The sequence below is a fragment of the Methylobacterium sp. genome (genome assembly GCF_019745455.1).
Lineage (GTDB): Bacteria > Pseudomonadota > Alphaproteobacteria > Rhizobiales > Beijerinckiaceae > Methylobacterium.
The window spans coordinates 1-3,137 of the sequence record NZ_JAIETD010000161.1 but is presented as its reverse complement, the minus strand read 5'-3'; the positions used below and the strand labels follow the sequence as shown (position 1 = coordinate 3,137).

At 62.4% G+C, this 3,137-nt stretch carries 7 protein-coding genes; all 7 read left to right on the top strand.

Annotation, left to right across the window (positions count from 1 at the left end; translation table 11 throughout):
* A partial coding sequence (locus K2Y56_RS25195) for a DDE-type integrase/transposase/recombinase (protein WP_292514535.1) occupies positions 1–219 on the top strand: 219 nt, incomplete at its 5' end.
* 345 nt (positions 220–564) lie between these two features.
* Positions 565–723 carry a hypothetical protein gene (locus K2Y56_RS25190; RefSeq protein ID WP_292514533.1) on the top strand — a complete coding sequence of 53 codons (159 nt, stop codon included), beginning with the start codon at positions 565–567 and terminating at the stop codon, positions 721–723.
* A gap of 256 nt (positions 724–979) precedes the next feature.
* Positions 980–1,261 (top strand): type II toxin-antitoxin system RelE/ParE family toxin, encoded by a 282-nt coding sequence (locus tag K2Y56_RS25185; protein WP_292514530.1) that lies wholly within the window; start codon positions 980–982, stop codon positions 1,259–1,261.
* Between the two features lie 35 nt (positions 1,262–1,296).
* On the top strand, positions 1,297–1,659 hold the full coding sequence (locus K2Y56_RS25180) for a HigA family addiction module antitoxin (RefSeq protein WP_292514527.1): 363 nt from the start codon (positions 1,297–1,299) through the stop codon (positions 1,657–1,659).
* Positions 1,660–1,957: 298 nt separating this feature from the next.
* On the top strand, positions 1,958–2,194 hold the full coding sequence (locus K2Y56_RS25175) for a transcriptional regulator (protein ID WP_292514524.1): 237 nt from the start codon (positions 1,958–1,960) through the stop codon (positions 2,192–2,194).
* Positions 2,191–2,433, top strand: a complete 243-nt coding sequence (locus tag K2Y56_RS25170; protein ID WP_292514521.1) for a hypothetical protein — start codon at positions 2,191–2,193, stop codon at positions 2,431–2,433. The genes K2Y56_RS25175 and K2Y56_RS25170 overlap by 4 nt, the downstream gene beginning before the upstream one ends.
* Positions 2,434–2,602: 169 nt before the next feature.
* The gene (locus K2Y56_RS25165) at positions 2,603–2,848 is read left to right on the top strand and encodes a hypothetical protein (RefSeq protein WP_292514519.1); all 246 of its coding nucleotides are present in this window, start codon (positions 2,603–2,605) and stop codon (positions 2,846–2,848) included.
* Positions 2,849–3,137 lie beyond the last annotated feature (289 nt).

The window sequence follows — 3,137 nt, the reverse complement described above, 5'->3', positions numbered from 1 at the left end:
CTGCAGCAAGGCATCGAGAGCGACCATTTCCGGGTCAAGAAGAACATGCCCCGGATCGGCGGCTTCCGCTCGTTCCACACAGCGCGACGCACGATCTGCGGCTTCGAGGCCATGCTCTGGCTGCGGAAGGGCTTCGGTTTCGCCGGGGCGTGGGCGGTCCACGAGCAGAACCGTCTTCTCGCACTTTACTTCGGGATTCCGCAGGCGAACAAAGCGTGAAAGCAGGACGGTAGAGCGTCTTCTGCGGCCTGACCCTGAGTTCGCGTCAGGCCCCGGCGCGCATGGTCAGTCGGGTTTTCATCGAGTGAACTTTTGATCTGTCGGACAGCTTTCCAGGGAGGTACGGAAGCGGCCCGTGGGCGAACTGTGTGTCTTCTGTCTGGTCGCGGGTTGGACAGCCGCAGGCGCGTCGGTGTTCGCCCAGCGCAGCCAAAGGCTGCTGGAGCATGTTGCTGCAGGATTGTTCGTGGCCGCTCTCGGCCTCATTTGGCCTGGTCTGACCGTCTTCTTCTAGAATAGCTCTTCGTCCTGATCAGAGCCGCGCCGCCAGACGATTTGCGAGGCATGGTGGTTCTCAGGGGCGCCGAGGAACGGTTCAGGGTCGGCGCCGTCCTCGCGATCCGCGTCGCCATCCAAGCGGTCGAGGAGGGCAATCAGCCGGTCGGCCACGTCGAGTGCAGCTTGCGCGGCGTCCTCAATCTCCTGACGGACCTCCGCCGGTGAAGGTGCCGGCAGCGGCAAGGGAGTGGGCCCTGAGGGTCGGGGGGCGAAACGGGTGCACGTTGCTCATCGCCTCAGCCTTCCGCAGCCTGAGAGGCTCTGAGGGCGACAGTCAGTCCCTTCACACATGGAAAGGCGGGCAGCATCGCACCGCCATTCACGTGCGGAAGGATGATGTTGCAGTGAGTAATACAGGTTTCTTGACATACCTGTTGCAGCGAGTGATACGTGTATCATCGAATGCAACACGGGCGGCTCAATGATCCGCAGTTTCTACGATCGAGCCACGGAGGCGGTGTTCATAGGCCGCTGCCCGAAGGGGTTTCCGGCCGACCTGTTCAGGGCCGCTCGTCGGAAGCTCACGACGCTCAACGCCGCTGCGACCCTGGACGACCTGAAGGCGCCACCCTCGAACAGGCTGCACCCTCTGGACCGCGACAGCGCAGGGCAGCATGCCATCGCGGTCAACGATCAATTCCGGCTTTGCTTCATCTGGACGGATGCGGGGCCGGAGCGGGTCGAGTTCACGGACTACCACTAGGATTTTGCGACGGACGCCAGGGAGGGCAACCGCCAATGTCTGACATCCCCACCATCGCGGCCCTGCGCCAGGCCTTCGATGCCACCGAAGGCACGGACGTACTGCCTCCGGTCCACCCTGGTGAAATCCTCCGCGAGGAGTTCATGGTGCCGCTCGGCCTCTCGGCCGGTGCGGTTGCCAAGGCTCTGGATCTGCCGCGCTCGCGCATTGAGCGGATCGTGAGGGAGGAGATCGGCATCAGCACCGACACCGCCCTGCGGCTCGCCCGGTTCTTCCGTACGTCCCATCAGTTTTGGACGAACCTCCAGGTTCACTTCGAGAGCGAGAGCCTGCTCGCGGAGATCGCGCCGGACCTGGAGCGGATCAAACCCGTTCCGGAGCAGGTGCAGGCTGCCTGACAACCCGAGCCCTGCGGTTCGCACCAGCTAATCGAACGGAGGGACGATGGTCAGGACCAGCGGCAGGCGCATGCTTACCGGTCACCACGAGGTCACTACGAGGTCAGCGATGCGCTGGTTTGATGGTTCTTCGGCTACTACACCGACAAGGCGACGGTCCTGACCGTTGAGGAAATGCGCGCTGGCCGAATAGGTCTAGAACCGCCGGGGCGTTCTCGTAGTCTGCGATAGGCTGGTCGATGGCTACGACATCACCGGATATTCGACGCATCAGACGACAGAATTTCGGGTTAAGGTCGTGATCACAGGCGCCCAAATTGCTGCTGCTCGCAAGCTTCTTGAATGGACGCCGGATAAGCTCGCCAAGAGAGCGAAGTTGCCGGGCACTGTCATCAAGCGCGCTGAACTCAGCTCTGGCGAGCCAGCTATTACGATCACGCAGCTCGACGTCCTACTGCGTACCTTGGAGGCAGCAGGCATCGTGTTCACGGCTGAAGAGCCAGGCGTGAAGCTGAGCGGGGAGGCGTCGTCATGAGCCAGATCGAGCGCATCTACCTCTTCATTGAGCGCAAAGGCACTCGCTTAGCAGTCTCTGCTCTCAAGAGCGGCGAGAACCTGCCAGGTGCCGAGAGCAAGTGGAGTTTCCACAGCGCCCTCGACCCAAGCCGTATGACGGAAGGAAGCGGGATCGTTGGTCTCGGCAATGCCGCTACGATCCTCGCGGCGGTTCGCGCAAACGGCTTGTTCGTACCAGCAGAGGCGGAGCGCACATGACGCCTCGCATAGGTAGACGCCTTGACTTCATTCCCGAGAACGGGGGGAGGGGCTGGCATCCGTTCATATAAGAGCAAAGCACTGGCCGAGTAGGACTTCTTAGGCGTCAAGGCCGGTTCACGTGGGACCAAATAGCATTGGCGCCCGGTACGTGGAGCAGGATCCCGACATGGCAAATGCGAGGTACTACGCCGCTCTCGTCTACTTCCTCGACGCCTTCCGGTCGGACGGCAGCGGGAAGCGGCGTCAGTTTGTGGTGGTGATGCCTCGCGAAGAGGCGGTTCAGGCTGTCCAAGCGGAGGTTGGGGAAGGCTGGAACGTGACCCTTACAAAGCGTCGCGTGACGATGGAGCAAGCTGCAGGGATGAGGCTCAGGATCGGCCGCGTTGTGCGCGAACTGCCTGAAGCGGAGTGAGTAGGCAGGAGCGTGAGCCATCAGCTGACCGGGAACGCTGGCCTCTACCACGTGGCTCGGGAGCTCTGAACCGCGCCGGGTTTCCCGGAGGCTCCTGATCTTGCGAGGATGGAGCCATGACGAAGCGAACCCCACCCTTTTCCCCTGAAGTCCGCGAGCGCGCCGTGCGGATGGTGTTGGAGCACCAGGGCGAGCATGATTCCCAGTACGGTGTCTCGGCGCGGCTCTTTTGATCAGCCTGCCAATAGCGCCAGCCGCCAACGGCGGCGACTACCAGTACCGCGATTGC

What these genes read in the sequence shown, in the direction of transcription:
- K2Y56_RS25170 (WP_292514521.1), top strand. Translation starts at nt 2,191, where the DNA reads ATGAGCCAGATCGAGCGCATCTACCTCTTCATTGAGCGCAAAGGCACT.
- K2Y56_RS25190 (WP_292514533.1), top strand. Translation starts at nt 565, where the DNA reads ATGGTGGTTCTCAGGGGCGCCGAGGAACGGTTCAGGGTCGGCGCCGTC.
- K2Y56_RS25165 (WP_292514519.1), top strand. Translation starts at nt 2,603, where the DNA reads ATGGCAAATGCGAGGTACTACGCCGCTCTCGTCTACTTCCTCGACGCC.
- K2Y56_RS25180 (WP_292514527.1), top strand. Translation starts at nt 1,297, where the DNA reads ATGTCTGACATCCCCACCATCGCGGCCCTGCGCCAGGCCTTCGATGCC.
- K2Y56_RS25185 (WP_292514530.1), top strand. Translation starts at nt 980, where the DNA reads ATGATCCGCAGTTTCTACGATCGAGCCACGGAGGCGGTGTTCATAGGC.